The sequence below is a fragment of the Castellaniella denitrificans genome, from assembly GCF_042653765.1.
Taxonomy (GTDB): domain Bacteria; phylum Pseudomonadota; class Gammaproteobacteria; order Burkholderiales; family Burkholderiaceae_B; genus Castellaniella; species Castellaniella denitrificans.
Genome location: NZ_JBHSEZ010000006.1, coordinates 193826 through 208715 on the forward strand (window position 1 = coordinate 193826; position 14890 = coordinate 208715).

At 70.4% G+C, this 14890-nt stretch carries 19 protein-coding genes and 1 riboswitch; of the genes, 14 read left to right on the top strand and 5 right to left on the bottom strand.

Annotated features, from left to right (window positions below; all coding sequences use genetic code 11):
- The first annotated feature begins 3 nt into the window (after positions 1-3).
- The 14 genes from ACFO27_RS09500 to tatC all read left to right on the top strand — a co-directional run bounded on the left by ACFO27_RS09500 (position 4) and on the right by tatC (position 9574).
- A complete protein-coding gene (locus tag ACFO27_RS09500) occupies positions 4-255 on the top strand; it encodes a BolA family protein (protein ID WP_376817136.1) in 252 nt (83 codons plus the stop codon).
- Entirely contained in the window at positions 248-1501 is a 1254-nt protein-coding gene (murA, locus tag ACFO27_RS09505; protein WP_376817137.1) for a UDP-N-acetylglucosamine 1-carboxyvinyltransferase, read from the top strand. The genes ACFO27_RS09500 and murA overlap by 8 nt, the downstream gene beginning before the upstream one ends.
- A 6-nt stretch (positions 1502-1507) precedes the next feature.
- Positions 1508-2173, top strand: coding sequence for an ATP phosphoribosyltransferase (gene hisG, locus ACFO27_RS09510; RefSeq protein ID WP_376817138.1), 666 nt, complete (start codon positions 1508-1510; stop codon positions 2171-2173).
- A gap of 137 nt (positions 2174-2310) precedes the next feature.
- Positions 2311-3618, top strand: coding sequence for a histidinol dehydrogenase (gene hisD, locus ACFO27_RS09515; RefSeq protein WP_376817139.1), 1308 nt, complete (start codon positions 2311-2313; stop codon positions 3616-3618).
- 62 nt (positions 3619-3680) lie between these two features.
- Positions 3681-4268, top strand: coding sequence for an imidazoleglycerol-phosphate dehydratase HisB (hisB, locus tag ACFO27_RS09520; RefSeq protein ID WP_376817140.1), 588 nt, complete (start codon positions 3681-3683; stop codon positions 4266-4268).
- Positions 4269-4341: 73 nt separating this feature from the next.
- Complete coding sequence (gene hisH / locus ACFO27_RS09525; protein ID WP_376817141.1) at positions 4342-4986, top strand: imidazole glycerol phosphate synthase subunit HisH; 645 nt, start codon at positions 4342-4344, stop codon at positions 4984-4986.
- A 49-nt stretch (positions 4987-5035) separates the two neighbouring features.
- On the top strand, positions 5036-5815 hold the full coding sequence (gene hisA / locus ACFO27_RS09530; RefSeq protein ID WP_376817142.1) for a 1-(5-phosphoribosyl)-5-[(5-phosphoribosylamino)methylideneamino]imidazole-4-carboxamide isomerase: 780 nt from the start codon (positions 5036-5038) through the stop codon (positions 5813-5815).
- Positions 5812-6645 carry an imidazole glycerol phosphate synthase subunit HisF gene (hisF, locus tag ACFO27_RS09535; RefSeq protein WP_376817143.1) on the top strand — a complete coding sequence of 278 codons (834 nt, stop codon included), beginning with the start codon at positions 5812-5814 and terminating at the stop codon, positions 6643-6645. Before hisA ends, hisF begins: the two co-directional genes overlap by 4 nt.
- Entirely contained in the window at positions 6642-7085 is a 444-nt protein-coding gene (hisI, locus tag ACFO27_RS09540) for a phosphoribosyl-AMP cyclohydrolase (RefSeq protein ID WP_376817144.1), read from the top strand. The genes hisF and hisI overlap by 4 nt, the downstream gene beginning before the upstream one ends.
- A 62-nt stretch (positions 7086-7147) precedes the next feature.
- A complete protein-coding gene (locus ACFO27_RS09545; RefSeq protein ID WP_376817145.1) occupies positions 7148-7492 on the top strand; it encodes a phosphoribosyl-ATP diphosphatase in 345 nt (114 codons plus the stop codon).
- Positions 7493-7631: 139 nt separating this feature from the next.
- On the top strand, positions 7632-8000 hold the full coding sequence (locus ACFO27_RS09550; RefSeq protein WP_376817146.1) for a histidine triad nucleotide-binding protein: 369 nt from the start codon (positions 7632-7634) through the stop codon (positions 7998-8000).
- A gap of 9 nt (positions 8001-8009) precedes the next feature.
- Positions 8010-8240 carry a Sec-independent protein translocase subunit TatA gene (tatA, locus tag ACFO27_RS09555; protein ID WP_376817147.1) on the top strand — a complete coding sequence of 77 codons (231 nt, stop codon included), beginning with the start codon at positions 8010-8012 and terminating at the stop codon, positions 8238-8240.
- Positions 8241-8267: 27 nt separating this feature from the next.
- Positions 8268-8744, top strand: a complete 477-nt coding sequence (gene tatB, locus ACFO27_RS09560; RefSeq protein WP_376817148.1) for a Sec-independent protein translocase protein TatB — start codon at positions 8268-8270, stop codon at positions 8742-8744.
- An 8-nt stretch (positions 8745-8752) separates the two neighbouring features.
- Positions 8753-9574 carry a twin-arginine translocase subunit TatC gene (tatC, locus tag ACFO27_RS09565; protein ID WP_376817149.1) on the top strand — a complete coding sequence of 274 codons (822 nt, stop codon included), beginning with the start codon at positions 8753-8755 and terminating at the stop codon, positions 9572-9574.
- A gap of 37 nt (positions 9575-9611) precedes the next feature.
- Here the strand turns inward: tatC and ACFO27_RS09570 are convergent, their stop codons facing one another.
- From ACFO27_RS09570 to ACFO27_RS09590, 5 genes are all read right to left on the bottom strand, one after another.
- Positions 9612-10190 (bottom strand): TMEM165/GDT1 family protein, encoded by a 579-nt coding sequence (locus ACFO27_RS09570; protein ID WP_376817150.1) that lies wholly within the window; start codon positions 10188-10190, stop codon positions 9612-9614.
- A 2-nt stretch (positions 10191-10192) separates the two neighbouring features.
- A riboswitch (yybP-ykoY riboswitch) is annotated at positions 10193-10366 on the bottom strand.
- Between the two features lie 67 nt (positions 10367-10433).
- Entirely contained in the window at positions 10434-12554 is a 2121-nt protein-coding gene (gene dsbD / locus ACFO27_RS09575; protein ID WP_376817151.1) for a protein-disulfide reductase DsbD, read from the bottom strand.
- Between the two features lie 42 nt (positions 12555-12596).
- Complete coding sequence (gene cutA / locus ACFO27_RS09580; RefSeq protein ID WP_376817152.1) at positions 12597-13001, bottom strand: divalent-cation tolerance protein CutA; 405 nt, start codon at positions 12999-13001, stop codon at positions 12597-12599.
- Positions 13002-13211: 210 nt separating this feature from the next.
- On the bottom strand, positions 13212-13595 hold the full coding sequence (rplQ, locus tag ACFO27_RS09585) for a 50S ribosomal protein L17 (protein WP_376817153.1): 384 nt from the start codon (positions 13593-13595) through the stop codon (positions 13212-13214).
- Between the two features lie 148 nt (positions 13596-13743).
- Complete coding sequence (locus ACFO27_RS09590) at positions 13744-14742, bottom strand: DNA-directed RNA polymerase subunit alpha (RefSeq protein WP_323024039.1); 999 nt, start codon at positions 14740-14742, stop codon at positions 13744-13746.
- Positions 14743-14890: the final 148 nt, after the last annotated feature.

The window sequence follows — 14890 nt, forward strand, 5'->3', positions numbered from 1 at the left end:
ACCATGTCTCCCACCCCCGACCACGTCCGCCAGTACATCGCCGACAACCTGCCCTGCGAGCACCTCGAAGTCTACGGCGACGGCGCCCACTTCGAGGCCCTGATCGTCAGTTCCGTCTTCGAAGGCAAGCGCACGCTGGCCCGCCACCAGGTGGTCTACCAGGCCCTGGGCGAGCGCATGCGCGCGGAAATCCACGCCCTGTCGATGCGCACCCTGACGCCGGCCGAATACGAGACCGCGAAGAACAATGGATAAGCTGCTGATCCAGGGCGGCCGACCCCTGCAAGGCGAAGTGGCCATCTCGGGGGCCAAGAACGCCGCCCTGCCGATCCTCTGCGCGGCGCTGCTGACCGCCGAACCGCTGGAGCTGGACAACGTCCCGGACCTGCGCGACATCGGCACCACCCTGACCCTGCTGCAGCGCATGGGCGTGCGCGCGGAACGCGGCAACGAGAACCGTGTCACCCTCCAGGCCGACCAGGTGTCCAGCCAGGAAGCCCCCTACGAACTGGTCAAGACCATGCGGGCCTCCATCCTGGTGCTGGGACCGCTGGTGGCGCGCTTCGGCCGCGCCCGGGTCAGCCTGCCGGGCGGCTGCGCCATCGGCCAGCGGCCGGTGGACCAGCACATCAAGGGCCTGGCCGCCATGGGCGCGCGCATCCGCATCGAGCACGGCTTCGTCGTGGCCGAGGCCGAACGCCTGCGCGGCGCCAGCATCCTGACCGACATGGTCACCGTGACCGGCACGGAAAACCTGATGATGGCCGCCGCCCTGGCCGAAGGCCGCACCGTGCTGGAAAACGCCGCCTGCGAGCCGGAAGTCGTCGACCTGGCGAAAGTCCTGATCGCCATGGGCGCGCACATCGAGGGCCACGGCACCGACCGCATCGTCATCGAGGGCGTGGAGCGCCTGCGCGGCGCCGCCCACCGCATCGTGCCCGACCGCATCGAGGCCGGCACCTTCCTGTGCGCCGTGGCGGCCACGGGCGGCGACATCACCCTGCGCCACGCGGCCCCCGACACGCTGGGCGCGGTGCTGGACAAGCTGCGCGACGCCGGGCTGGAAATCACCACCGGGCCGGACTGGATACGCGCCCGCATGGCCGGCCGGCCGCGCGCGACGGGCTTTCGCACCAGCGAATACCCGGGCTTCCCGACCGACATGCAGGCCCAGCTGATGGCCCTGAACACCCTGGCCGAAGGCACCGCCGTCATCACCGAGAACATCTTCGAGAACCGCTACATGCACGTGCAGGAACTGCACCGCATGGGCGCGGACATCGAGATCGACGGCCACACCGCCGTGGTCCAGGGCGTCGAACGACTGCTGGGGGCCACCGTCATGGCCACCGACCTGCGCGCCTCGGCCAGCCTGGTGATCGCCGGCCTGGCGGCCAGCGGCCAGACCACGGTGGAACGCATCTACCACCTGGACCGCGGCTACGAACGCATGGAACACAAGCTCCAGGCGCTGGGCGCGGACATCCAACGCATCCAATAAGACGACATGGCTCAATCCCCCCTGACCCTGGCCCTGTCCAAAGGCCGCATCTTCGAAGAAACCCTGCCGCTGCTGGCCGCCGCCGGCGTGGGCGTGCCGGAAAACCCGGAATCCTCGCGCAAGCTGATCCTGCCCACGGACTCGGACGAACTGCGCATCATCATCGTGCGCGCCTCGGACGTGCCCACCTACGTCCAGTACGGCGCGGCCGACTTCGGCATCGCCGGCAAGGACGTGCTGCACGAACACATGGCGCAGCACCCCGGCGGGCTGTACCAGCCCATCGACCTGAACATCGCCCGCTGCCGCCTGTGCGTGGCCGCCCCCGAAGGCTTCGACTACCAGGCCGCCGTGCGCCAGGGCTCGCGCCTGCGCATCGCCACCAAGTACGTGCGCGCCGCGCGCGAGCACTTCGCCGCCAAGGGCGTGCACGTAGACATCATCAAGCTCTACGGCTCGATGGAACTGGCACCGCTGGTGGGCCTGGCCGACGCCATCGTCGACCTGGTGTCCTCGGGCGGCACGCTGCGCGCCAACCGGCTGGTCGAGGTCGAGGAAATCCGCCAGATCTCCTCGCGCCTGATCGTCAACCAGGCCGCGCTCAAGATGAAGGGCGAGCGCCTGCAGCCCTTCCTGGCCGCCTTCGCCCGGGCCTCGGTCGCGATGGCCTGAAGGCCGCCGGGACCCGCGCGGCCACCGCCCACGTCCGCCCTCCGCTCGGACGGCGGGAATTCCGGCTAAGATAGACCCGGCGCGGCCGCCGCGAACGGCCCGCGCACCGCCCCCCCGATTCCGACCCGATTTCCATCATGTCCCTGATTCACCGCCTGGATGCCCGTTCTCCCGATTTCGACGCGGCGCTGGCCCGGCTGCTGGCCTACGACGCCTCCCAGGACGAGGCCATCGAGACCGCCGTGCGCGACATCCTGCGCGACGTGCAGGCGCGCGGCGACGCGGCCATCCTGGATTACACGGCGCGCTTCGACCGCGTCCACGCCGACCGTCTCGAAGCCCTGGAAATCCCCCGCGCAGACTGGCTGGCGGCCCTGGACGGCCTGCCCGCCGACCAGCGCGCGGCGCTGGAGGCCGCGGCCGACCGCGTGCGCCGCTACCACGAGCACCAGCGCGCCGAAACCTGGACCTACACCGAGCCCGACGGCACGATGCTGGGCCAGCAGGTCACCCCGCTGGACCGCGTCGGCCTGTACGTGCCGGGCGGCAAGGCCGCCTACCCGTCCTCGGTGCTGATGAACGCCATCCCGGCCAAGGTCGCCGGCGTGCCCGAACTCATCATGGTCACGCCCACGCCCGGCGGCGCGCGCAACCCCATGGTGCTGGCCGCCGCCGCGCTGGGCGGGGCGGACCGCGTGTTCGCCATCGGCGGGGCCCAGGCCGTGGGCGGCCTGGCCTACGGCACGCGCACGCTGCCCGCCGTGGACAAGATCGTCGGCCCGGGCAACGCCTACGTCGCGGCGGCCAAGCGCCGCGTGTTCGGCACGGTGGGCATCGACATGATCGCCGGCCCGTCCGAAATCCTGATCCTGGCCGACGGCTCCACGCCGGCCGAATGGCTGGCCATCGACCTGTTCTCCCAGGCCGAGCACGACGAACTCGCCCAGGCCATCCTGCTGTGCCCGGACGGCGGCTACCTGGACGCCGTCCAGGCCGCCATCGAACGCCTGCTGCCGTCCCAGCCGCGCGCCGACATCCTGCGCGTCAGCCTGGCCAACCGGGGCGCGCTGATCCGCACCGACAGCCTCGAACAGGCCTGCGACATCGTCAACCGCATCGCGCCGGAACACCTGGAAATCTCGGTCCGCGACCCGCAGGCCCTGCTGCCCCTGGTCCGCCACGCCGGCGCGATCTTCCTGGGGGCCTATAGCTCCGAATCCCTGGGCGACTACTGCGCCGGGCCGAACCACGTCCTGCCCACCGCGCGCACCGCGCGTTTCTCTTCGCCGCTGGGCGTGTATGATTTCCAGAAGCGCAGCAGCCTGATCCAGGTCTCGCGCGCCGGCGCCCAGACCCTGGGCCGCATCGCCGCCACCCTGGCCACCGGCGAAGGCCTGCACGCCCACGCCGCCAGCGCCTCGCTGCGCCTGGACGCGCAGCCCTGAATCCGCCCGCGCGGCCCCACCGGCGCCGCGCGGCTCCACCCCGACCGACCCGCCCATCGCCCATGCGCACCGCCACCATCGAACGCAACACCCAGGAAACCCGCATCCGCGTCAGCCTGAACCTGGACGGCACCGGCACCCGCAGCCTGAACACCGGCGTGCCCTTCCTGGACCACATGCTGGACCAGATCGCCCGCCACGGCCTGTTCGACCTGGACATCCACTGTGACGGCGACACCCACATCGACGACCACCACAGCGTGGAAGACGTCGGCATCACCCTGGGCCAGGCCTTCGCCGCCGCGGCGGGCGACAAGGCCGGCCTGCGCCGCTACGGCCACGCCTACGTGCCGCTGGACGAATCCCTGTCGCGCGTGGTGGTGGACCTGTCCGGGCGCCCCGGCCTGTTCTACCACGTGGACTACGCCCGGGCGCGCATCGGCGCCTTCGACGTCGACCTGGCGCGCGAATTCTTCCAGGGCTTCGTCAACCACGCCCTGGCGACCGTGCACATCGACAATCTGCGCGGGGAAAACGCCCACCACCAGTGCGAGACCATCTTCAAGGCCTTCGGCCGCGCGCTGCGCATGGCCGCCGAGGTCGACTCGCGCGCCGGCGGCGCCATCCCCTCGACCAAGGGCTCGCTCTAGGGCGCGCCGCCGCCCCGTTCCCAGTGCCGCAGATCCACCGCAGATTCATAGACCGCCCCAGGACTCCCGCATCGTGACCCGCATCGCCATCGTCGACTACGGCATGGGCAACTTCCATTCCGTCGCCCGCGCCCTGCAAGCCGCCGCCCCCGACCACGACATCCGCATCGCCCGCCACGCCGACGAGATCCACGCCGCCGACCGCATCGTGTTCCCGGGCCAGGGCGCCATGCCCGACTGCATGCGCACGCTGGACACGTCCGGCCTGCGCGACGCGGTGCTGCGGGCCGCCCGCGAAAAACCGCTGCTGGGCGTGTGCGTGGGCGAGCAGATGCTGTTCGAGGCCAGCGACGAGGGCGACACCCCCGGCCTGGGCCTGTTCGCCGGCCGCGTGCGCCGCTTCCAGGGACCGGCCTTCGACCATGCCGTCGACGGCGGCGCGCGGCTGAAGGTTCCCCACATGGGCTGGAACGCCGTCACCCAGACCCGCGCCCACCCGCTCTGGGACGGCATCGCCCAGGACACGCCGTTCTACTTCGTCCACAGCTACTACGCCGAGCCCGCCGACCCGCAGCTCACGGCCGGGATCAGCCACCACGGCCTGCCGTTCTGCTGCGCCATTGCGGACGGCAATATTTTTGCCGTACAGTTTCACCCAGAAAAGAGCGCAGCCCCAGGGCTGCGGATGTACCGCAACTTCACCCGCTGGCAGCCCTGAGCCGCCCGGCTCCCGGCACCGCTCCCTTTCCGCACCGACCACGACGACCATGCTGCTCATCCCCGCCATCGACCTCAAAGACGGGCATTGCGTGCGCCTGCGCCAGGGCGACCTGGACAAGGCCACCGTGTTTTCCGAAGACCCCGCCGCCATGGCCGCCCAATGGGCCGCCCAGGGCGCACGCCGCCTGCACCTGGTGGACCTGAACGGCGCCGTGGCCGGCAAGCCGCGCAACCGCGCCGCCATCCAGGCCATCGTGGACACCGTCGACGACGCCATCCCCGTGCAGATCGGCGGCGGCATCCGCGACCTGGACACGGTCGAATACTACCTGGACAACGGCATCTCCTACGTCATCATCGGCACGGCGGCGGTCAAGGACCCCGGCTTCCTCAGCGACGCCTGCTCTGCCTTCCCCGGCCACATCATCGTCGGCCTGGACGCGCGCGACGGCAAGATCGCCACCGACGGCTGGTCGAAGCTGACCCGCCACGACGTGCTGGACCTGGCCCGGAAATTCGAGGACTACGGCTGCGAGTCCATCATCTACACCGACATCGGCCGCGACGGCATGCTCTCGGGCGTCAACATCGAAGCCACCGTGCGCCTGGCGCAGCACGTCCGCATCCCCGTCATCGCCTCGGGCGGCGTCGCCTCGCTGGACGACATCCGCGCCCTGTGCGACGTGGCTCACGAAGGCGTCGACGGCGCCATCCTGGGCCGCAGCCTGTACGAAGGCACCCTGGACTTCGCCGCCGCCCAGGCCCTCGCCGACGAGCTGGTCGGCCCTCCGGACGAAGCCCCGGGCGGCCAGGACGCCGACGCATGATCCGGTCCGACACGCCAGCCGGCGCGCCGGGCCTGTCCGGCCTGTGCCGCCGCATCATCCCCTGCCTGGACGTCAACGCCGGGCGGGTAGTCAAGGGCGTGAACTTCGTCAACCTGACCGACGCCGGCGACCCGGTGGAGATCGCCCGCCGCTACGACGAGCAGGGCGCCGACGAGATCACCTTCCTGGACATCACGGCCACGTCCGACGACCGCGACCTGATCCTGCCCATCATCGAAGCCGTGGCGCGCCAGGTCTTCATCCCCCTGACGGTCGGCGGCGGCGTGCGCCAGGTGGCCGACGTGCAGCGCCTGCTGGACGCGGGTGCCGACAAGGTCTCGATCAACAGCGCGGCGGTCGCCCGCCCCGAACTCGTGGCCGAGGCCGCCCGCCACCACGGCTCGCAATGCATCGTCGTGGCGCTCGACGCCCGCCGCGTCTCCGGCGCGGACGAGGCGCCGCGCTGGGAAATCTTCACCCACGGCGGCCGCCGCGCCACCGGCCTGGACGCCGTGCAGTGGGCGTGCCGCATGGCCGACCTGGGCGCCGGCGAACTGCTGCTGACCAGCATGGACCGCGACGGCACCAAATCCGGCTTCGACCTGGAACTGACCCGGACGGTCTCGGACGCCGTGCCGGTGCCGGTGATCGCCTCGGGCGGCGTCGGCACCCTGCAGCACCTGGCCGACGGCGTCACCCTGGGCCACGCCAGCGCCGTGCTGGCCGCCAGCATCTTCCACTTCGGCCAGCACACCCTGGCCGAAGCCAAGGCCTACCTGGCCGCCCAGGGCATCCCGGTGCGGCCCGCTCCCGCGCGGGTGGCCGCATGACGGCGCCCGCGCAACCCGCCCCCGGCGCGGCGGAGGACTGGCTGGACGCCCTGCGCTTCGACGACCAGGGCCTGATCCCCGCCATCGCCCAGGACGCGCAGACCGGCACCGTGCTGATGATGGCCTGGATGAACGCCGAAGCCGTCCGCGAAACCGTGCGCACCGGGCGCGCCGTGTATTTCTCGCGCTCGCGCGCGCGCCTGTGGCGCAAGGGCGAGGAATCCGGCCACGTCCAGCAGGTCCACGACATCCGCCTGGACTGCGACGGCGACGTGCTGCTGCTCAAGATCACCCAGGTCGGCGGCATCGCCTGCCATACCGGGCGCGCGCGCTGCTTCTACCGCGGCCTGGACCTGGGCGGCGCCCGGCCGGCCTGGGTCGCCCAGGATCCGGTGCTGAAGGACCCCGAGTCCATCTACGGCCACCCGCACGGCCACTGAACGCATGCGCTGCGGGCCGGCCGTGCCCGGCCCGGACTTCTTTCGATCACGGATCCCTCCTCATGACGACTCCCTCCACCGCCGATACCCTGGCCCGGCTGGCCGACACCCTGGCGACGCGCCGGCCCGACCGCGGCGGCGATCCGCAAACGTCCTACACCGCCAAGCTGCTGTCGCGCGGTCCGGACGCCTTCCTGAAGAAGATCGGCGAGGAAGCCACCGAACTGGTCATGGCCGCCAAGGACGGCGTCCGCGAGCGCATCGTCGCCGAGACCGCCGACCTGTGGTTCCACTGCCTGGTCGCCCTGACGCACTTCGACCTGCGCCCCGAGGACGTGCTGGCCGAGCTGGCCCGCCGCGAGGGCCTGTCGGGGCTGGAGGAAAAGGCGTCCCGCCCGAAGGACTAGGGCCTTGTGTGGCTCATTCAACCGCGCCAGGACCGTTTCATGCCCGATCTCATCCCTCCCGGTCAAACCGGCTCCCACGAAAATGTGGCAACATACGGGATTGATCGGGTCGATATCCGACCCCGCCTCGTAGATCCTCATGAGCCACGATTGCCTGTTCTGTAAAATCGCCCGGCACGAGATCCCTGCCCGCATTGTCCACGAAGACGACGAATTCCTCGCATTCCACGACATCAACCCGGCGGCTCCCGTGCATCTGCTGCTGATCCCGAAGCACCACGTGGCCTCGCTGGCCGACATCGGCGCCGACGACGACGGCTGGCTGGCCCGCATGCTGCGCCTGGCGCCCAAGATCGCCTTCGCCAACGGCTGCAATCCCATGCCCGCCGGAGGCTTCCGCCTGGTGTCCAACACCGGCACCGAAGGCGGCCAGGAAATCGATCACCTGCATTTCCACATCCTGGGGGGCGAACGCCCCTGGTCAAACCGCGCGGCCCCCGCCGCCTAAGGAGTTCTCATGGGTAGCTTCAGCATCTGGCACTGGCTGATCGTTCTGGTCATCGTCGCCCTGATCTTCGGCACGAAGAAACTGCGCAACATCGGCGAAGACCTCGGCGGCGCCGTCAAGGGCTTCAAGAAGGGCATGAAGGATGCCCAGGACGAATCCGCCGCCACGCCGGCCGTCACCCAGCAGACCCGCGACGCCGACACGGTGGACGTCCAGGCCCGCGAAAAGACCGACGCCTGATCCCGACCGCCGCGCCCCGGACCCGCCATGTTTGATGTCAGCTTCAGCGAACTGATGCTGATCGGCGTGATCGCGCTGATCGTCATCGGCCCCGAACGCCTGCCCAAGGTCGCCCGCACGGTCGGGCATTTGCTCGGCCGCGCCCAGCGCTACGTCAACGAGGTCAAGTCCGACATCCAGAAGGAAATGGACCTGAAGGAAATCGGCGACATCAAACACCAGATGGAAGACGCCGCCCGTTCCGTGCAGTCTTCCATGACCTCCTCGGTGGACGACCTGAAGGCCGCCGTCACCCAGCCCTCGCAGGCCATCAAGGACACCCTGGACCAGGCCCGCCAGGCGCTCGATCCGCTGCCGCCGGCCGCGACACCCGACGCCGCCCCGGCCGGCCGCGACGCCGGCGCGCCGCCCGCGATCACGGCGCCGGAACCGGCCGGACAGCCCGCCCCCGAACCCGCGCCCGTTCGCCAGACCGCGCCGGCCCCCACCGATACCAGCCACTGAAGCACGGCATGACAGACGCTTCCGACGCCTCGTCCCAGGACACGTTCATCTCCCACCTGATCGAACTGCGCACGCGCCTGCTGCGGGCCGTGATGGCCGTGCTGGGCATCTTCATCGTGCTGTTCATCTATCCGGGACCGTCGATGATCTACGACATCCTGGCCCAGCCCATGCTGGCTTCGCTGCCCCAGGGCACGCGCATGATCGCCACCGGCGTCATCACACCCTTCATGGTGCCGATCAAGGTCACCCTGCTGGCGTCCTTCGTGCTGGCCCTGCCGGTGGTCCTGTACCAGGCCTGGGCCTTCGTCGCCCCGGGCCTGTACCGCCACGAACAGCGCCTGGCGCTGCCCCTGATCATCTCCAGCACCCTGCTGTTCCTGCTGGGCATGGCGTTCTGCTATTTCGTGGTCTTCCACACGGTCTTCAACTTCATCGCCCACTTCGCGCCGCAATCCATCACCCCGGCGCCGGACATCGAGGCCTACGTCAATTTCGTGCTCACCATGTTCATCGCCTTCGGCGTGACCTTCGAGGTCCCGATCGCGGTCATCCTGCTGGTCAAGACCGGCATGGTCACGGTGAAGAAACTGCGCGAAGTGCGCGGCTACGTGGTCGTCGGCGCCTTCGTGCTGGCCGCCGTGGTGACGCCGCCCGACGTGCTCAGCCAGATCCTGCTGGCCGCGCCGCTGTGCCTGCTGTACGAAATCGGCATCCTGGCCGCCGCCGCCATCGAAAAGCGCAAGCCGGCGCCCGAGGACGAGGCCGACGCCGCGGAAACGGCGGTCCAGGCGAGCGATGACCGCACGCAGGACGGCACCGGCGCGTAGGCGCCCATCTCCCCCGCCCTCCTTCGAAGGAACCGGCTCAAAGACCCAGTCCGGCGCCCGCGCCCAGCAAGGTGGCCACGCCCAGCACGGCGAAAACGCCCGCCGCGATCGAGTGCACCAGTTTCATCGGAATCCTGCTGGCCAGCTTGTCACCGACGAACACCGCGGGCACGTCGGCGATGAGCATGCCGAGGGTCGTGCCGATCACCACCAGCAGGGGCGATGCGTAGTGGGCGGCCATCGCAACGGTCGCGACCTGCGTCTTGTCGCCCATCTCGGCCAGGAAGAAGGTGATCAGCGTGGCGCCAAAGACGCCGAAACGCCTGGCCACCTGGGTTTCCTCCTCTTCGATCTTGTCCGGGATCATGGTCCAGACCGCCATGCCGATGAATGACGCGCCAAGCACCCAGCGCAGAATCCCGGGGCTCACGGCGCCGGTGATCCAGGCGCCCAGGGCGCCCGCCAGTCCGTGGTTCACGATCGTCGCGGCGAAGATGCCGAGGATGATCGGCACGGGCTTCTTGAAGCGGGCCGCGAGGATGAAGGCCAGAAGCTGGGTCTTGTCACCGATTTCAGCGAGCGCGACGACCCCGGTCGAGACGAGGAGAGATTCCATGAAAGTTCCCTGGCCGGATGCGGACGATCGACCACGACGCGCCCCCGGCCAAGTCGGAAGCGTCGTGGTCAAAGGTCTTGCCAGGTTCGAGAACTGCCGGCGCCATGACCCGTGGGTCAAGCATGTTGACGTCGGCCTCTTCGGGAGAAGAGCGGCTACTCCCCGATGACGCCGGGAGTGTAGCACGCGGGGCCCGCCGGCCACCATCGCGGGCCGGCTGCGCCGGGCGGGCTTTTCAACCCCTCACGCCCCTTCCTGGCCCAGCACCCGGTCCTGCACCTTGCGGAAGGCATCCGCCTTCCGGAACCCCACCACCCGGGCCTCGGGAATGATCCGTCCGCGGGCGTCGAAGAACAGGATGCCCGGCGGGCCGAACAGGTCGAAGCGCGCCAGCAGGGCGCGGTCCTCGTCCGTCATGCGGGTCACGTCCGCCTGCAGCAGCAGCATGCGGCCCATGCGCTCGGCCACGGCCGGATCGCTGAAGGTGAATTTCTCCATCTCCAGGCAGGACACGCACCAGTCGGCGTAGAAATCCAGCATCACGGGCCGGTCGGCGGCCGCCAGCCGCGCATCCAGGTCCGCCAGGGACGACACGCGCGTGAAACGGGCGCGGATGGCGGCGGGATCGGCGGCGGCCACGGCCGCGCCGCCCGTACCGGCCATGCCGGCGCTGAACGGCGCCAGGGGACGCAGCATGTCGCGCCCGCCCGCCAGCAGCCCGGCGCCCTGCGCCAGCCCCCACAAGGCCAGCATCAGGGCCAGGGCGCGCGTCAGCAGCCGCAGCGGCCCGGCCTCGCCCTTGCCCGGCGCGGCGGCCGACCAGGCCAGCAGGGCGGCCCACAGCGCCAGCAGCACCCAGCCGCCGACGTACAGCCCGTCGGCCAGCAGCGGCCGCGCCATCCACCAGGCGGTGGCCAGCAGCAGCAGGCCGAAGCCCGCCTTCAGCGGCGTCATCCAGGCCCCGGCGCGCGGCATCAGGGCGCCGGCGCCCGCGCCCACGGCCAGCAGCAGCAGGCCTTCGCCCCAGGCCAGGGCGAACAGCGCGGCGCCGCCCACCACCACGTCGCCGGTCTGCGAGATGAACAGCAGGACGCCGGCCAGCGGCGCGGCCACGCACGGCCCGACGATCAGGGCCGACAGCAGGCCCATCACGAACACACCGCCCGCATGGCCGCCCGGCAGGCGCCGCAGGCGTTCCTGCATGGCCGACTGCAGGCCCACCGGGGCCTGCAGAGTGAAGACGTCCAGCATCGCCAGGGCGAACAGCGCCAGCAGCACGGCGAAGGTGCCCAGCACCCAGGGCGATTGCAGCCAGGCCGCCAGGCCGGCGCCCAGCAGGCCGGCCGCCACGCCCAGCGCGGTGTAGACCAGGGACATGCCCAGCACGTAGATCGCCGCCAGCCCCAGGCCGCGCGCCCGGCCGACCGCGGCGCCACCGCCCGAAATCACGGCCAGCAGGATGGGCACCATGGGCAGCACGCAAGGCGTCAGGGACAGCAGGGCGCCCAGCGCCAGGCTCAGCGCCAGGATCTGCCACAACGGCGCCTGGTGCAGCCAGGCCGCCATGCCTACGTCGCCCAGGTCCAGCCAGGATTCTCCGTCCGGCCCGCCGGCCGCGGGCGAGGAAACGGACGCGGCCGAAGCCGGGGCCGAACCCGACGCAACCGGCCCGGCCCCGTCGCCGCCGCGCAGGGCCGCCGACAGGCCGGTGGCCCCGCCGGGTGTCCGGCCCGGGGCGGCGGAGGCGGGCGTCTCGTCGCGCGGCGGCGGCACCCGGTCGCGGACCTGCTCGCCGACCGCGCGGTAGCCGCCGCCGTCGGCCTGCAGGACGAAGGTCTTCGTCATGGGCGGGTAGCACAGGCCCTCGTCGGCGCAGCCCTGGCCGGTGACGGCGACCTGCAAGGGTCCCTCGGCGCCGGGCCGCAGGGCCGCCCGCAGCGTCACGCCCCCGTGGAAGACCTCCATGTCCTTCTCGAACGTGGGGTCGTACTTGACCTGCCCGTGCGGCAAGCGCAGGGCATCGCCCCAGGCCGGCGCGCGCGTCTCGGCGTCCTCCGGGGTCAGGTCGGAGCGTCGGAACACCAGCAGCCGCCCCTGGGCGTCCTCGATGCGCACCTCGAAGCGGTCCTGGTACATGTAATAGCCCGGCGCGATCTCCCAGTGGATGTCCAGGGTCAGGGGATCGGCCATGGCCGCCGTGTCGGCGAAGGCCCGCTCGGGTTCCAGGAAGTCGTCGGCCGCCCGGGCCGAACCCAGCAGCCCGCACAGCGCCAGCAGCAGAATGCCCAGCAGGGCCGCGGCCCGGCGCGGCAGGCCGCGCGCGCGCGCGAGCAGGCATGGGTTAAGGACCGACGGATGCGGCATCAACGGCTTCCTCGAACTTGAATGCGGAGACGGCGGCGCGCGTCAGGCGTCCCGGGTGGCGGCCTGGATGGCGGCCCGGGTGGACTGGGCGACCCAATCCAGGTAGGCGCGGCTGCCCGCCGGCACGCCCAGCACCATGAACTCGGGGATCTCGTAGGGGTGCAGCACGCACAGCCGCTCGTACAGCGCGGGCAGCGTGTCCGCCGTGGTCTTGAACAGGAGCTGGACCTCGTCCGTGCCTTCGAGCTCCCCCTGCCACAGGTACATGGAGACGATGGCCGGCCCCACCTGGGCACAGGCCACCAGCGACTCCTCGACCAGCACGTGCGCGATGCGCTTGGCCAGCAGTTCGTCGGGCGCCGTGCTGAGCACCACCACGGTGTCGGTCGGTGCGCCGGCCTGGCGCACGACCAGGGCGGGATCGCCGCCAGGTGTCTGATCTTTCATGGCTTTCGGGCAGTGTGGGTATTGGGCTCATTGTACCCGCGGCGCGCGCCGGACGCGGCATCCGGCGGCGCCGCATGCCCGGGCGCATTGATCCCCGTCATGCCCGGGGACGGGCGGGCCGCGCGGCGTCCTGGCGGGCCGCAATGCAAAACGGGCCCCGAGGGGCCCGCCGCGTCGCGCCGCCGCCCGGAAGGCGGCGTGCCGGAGCGCTTATTCGCCGGCCGGCGCTTCGGCTTCCGGACGGTCGACCAGTTCCATGTAGGCCATGGGGGCGTTGTCGCCCTGGCGGAAACCCATCTTCAGCACGCGGGTGTAGCCGCCGTTGCGCGCGGCGAAGCGCGGTCCGATGTCGTTGAACAGCTTGGTGACGACGTCGCGGTCGCGCAGGCGGGCGAAGGCCAGGCGGCGGTTGGCCAGCGTGGGGTTCTTGCCCAGGGTGATCAGGGGCTCGACCACGCGACGCAGTTCCTTGGCCTTGGGCAGGGTGGTCTTGATGGCTTCGTGGGTCAGCAGGGACACCGCCATGTTGCGGAACATGGCCAGACGGTGGCTGCTGGTGCGGTTCAGTTTGCGAAGGCCGTGACGATGGCGCATTTCGATTTCCTTTTGAATCTATGGAACCCGGATCTTCTATCGGACGAGCCGCGGCCCGGGTGGGGTTGGATCCCGGCCGCCGAAACGGCCAGGGCGGGATATTAGCACGCGCACGGCCTGGATGGCCTCCCGCGCGCCGGTGCTGCGATCAGGGACGCTCGAGGCCGACGGGCGGCCAGTTTTCCAGCTTCATGCCCAGGGTCAGGCCGCGCGCGGCCAGGACTTCCTTGATCTCGTTGAGCGACTTGCGACCCAGGTTCGGGGTCTTGAGCAGCTCGTTTTCCGTGCGCTGGATCAGATCGCCGATGTAGTAGATGTTCTCGGCCTTCAGGCAGTTGGCCGAACGCACCGTCAGCTCCAGGTCGTCGACCGGGCGCAGCAGCACCGGATCGATCGGGGCCGACTGGCCGCCCACCGGCAGGCTGGTGGTCAGCTGGCCGGCGTCCTTGTCGGCCAGCGACACGAACACGGAGATCTGGTCCATCAGGATGCGGGCCGACTGGCGCACGGCTTCTTCCGGGCTGATGACGCCGTTGGTCTGCACGTCCAGCACCAGCTTGTCCAGGTCGGTACGCTGCTCGACGCGGGCATTTTCCACGGCGTAGCTGACGCGGCGCACGGGGCTGAAGGAAGCGTCCAGCACGATCTGGCCGATGGTGGCCGAACGGTCGTCGACCAGGGCGCGCACATTGCCCGGCACGTAGCCGCGGCCCTGCTCGACCTTGACCTGCATTTCCAGGCGGCCGTTGTCCGTCAGGGTGGCGATCAGGTGATCCGGGTTGATGATCTCGACGTCGTGCGGCAGTTCGATGTCGCGGGCGCGGACTTCGCCGGGACCTTGCTTGTTGAGCTGCAGCGTGACTTCGTCGCGGTTGTGGAGCTTGAACACCACGCCCTTGAGGTTCAGGAGGATGTCGACGACGTCCTCGCGCACCCCGGCGATCGTGGAGTATTCGTGCACGACCCCGCTGATCTGGACTTCGGTGGGGGCGTAGCCCGCCATGGAGGACAGCAGGATGCGGCGCAGGGCGTTGCCCAGCGTGTGGCCGTAGCCGCGCTCGAAGGGCTCCATCACGACCTTGGCGTGATGGGCGCCCAGGGTTTCGACGGAGATGGTGCGGGGTTTCAGAAAACCTTGTGCGGACATGGATGTTCCTTTTCAATACCCTCGGCTCGTTACACCGATAAGGCTGACGGAAAACAAGAAGGAAGGGACGCTCGTCCCTTCCAGGAAAACCGCCGGACGCCCCGGCCCGCGGGCCGGTTCCGGCAACCGCCGCCCCGAGGGACGGCGG